Annotated in this window: 2 protein-coding genes; both read right to left on the reverse strand. The window is 30.4% G+C overall.

The features are described from left to right. Positions 1–199 (reverse strand): hypothetical protein (locus tag DMC01_RS12565; RefSeq protein WP_142694520.1); only part of this gene is annotated, 199 nt, incomplete at its 3' end. A 66-nt stretch (positions 200–265) separates the two neighbouring features. Next, on the reverse strand, positions 266–1,009 hold a 744-nt coding region (locus DMC01_RS14125; RefSeq protein WP_185908964.1), incomplete at its 5' end, for a hypothetical protein.

Below are 1,009 nucleotides of genomic sequence, written 5' to 3' on the forward strand. Positions count from 1 at the left end.
AGAGATGATTAAAGAATTCATACCTCATTCTTTCTTGTGCTTCTTTGAATTTTAAGCTTTTTTGTTTCATTGCTTCTTGTGTTTGTGTGAATTTTAAGCTTTTTTGTGAATTTATAATTAAGTTCTCATCTTTATTTAATGCTTTTAAGCCTTCTTGTGAATTTAAGCTATCCTTGAATTTTAAGCCCTCTTGTTTCATTGCTTCTTGTGTTTCTTTGAATTCTAAGTCTTCTTGTGAATTTAAGCTTTCATCGCCATTTAATGCCTACAATGCTCTTTGTGTAAGCCTTGCTAGCTTAGTTTCGTTTAAGCTTATAAGCTTATTGGTATGATAAGCTTGATTTAAAAGGCTTTGTGAGTTTTCTATGAACTTACCATTTTTATCCACTCTTTTTCCGTCTATATAAATATTCATCCTGGCCATAGTAGCCTTTGTGCTTTCTTTGAATCTTTCAATTAAGATTAAAATGCGTTTTGTTTCTTTTATCCTTAATGAAATTCTATTTTCTTCTTTTATATCAAAGGCTTTAAACAAAGAACAAAGCTCATCTTTTTGAGTAAATTCTATGCCTTTTAAATCAAGTCTAGCTTTATTATAACTCACAAGTATATCAAAAATTTTTTCTTGCTTATTTTCTTTTTGTTTTTCTTTATGTCTTTCTTGCAAATTTTCTTGTAAAGTTTCTTTTAAATTCACTAAGGCCTCGCCACTTCTTGCCTCCCACTGTTTTATCACTCTTTCATTTTCTAAGAACTGCAAACTTTGTCCGTCAAATTCAAGCCTAAATCTTGTTTGAAGTATTTTTAGTTCTATTGAAGTTATGCGATCTGCTTTTACTACTTTGCTAGCTCCTGTTCCTTTATCATCATACACACGGTAAGCATTGTCTTTTGTATCAGTGCTTAAATTTATCCCAAGGCTTTCATCGTAGGCAAAGAAGATTATATTTTTGTTTATGAGTTTGCTTTGTGTTTCTTCTTTTATTTCTTCTTTAGCCCTCTCTTCTTT

It is taken from the genome of Campylobacter troglodytis (assembly GCF_006864425.1).
GTDB classification, from domain to species: Bacteria; Campylobacterota; Campylobacteria; order Campylobacterales; family Campylobacteraceae; genus Campylobacter_D; species Campylobacter_D troglodytis.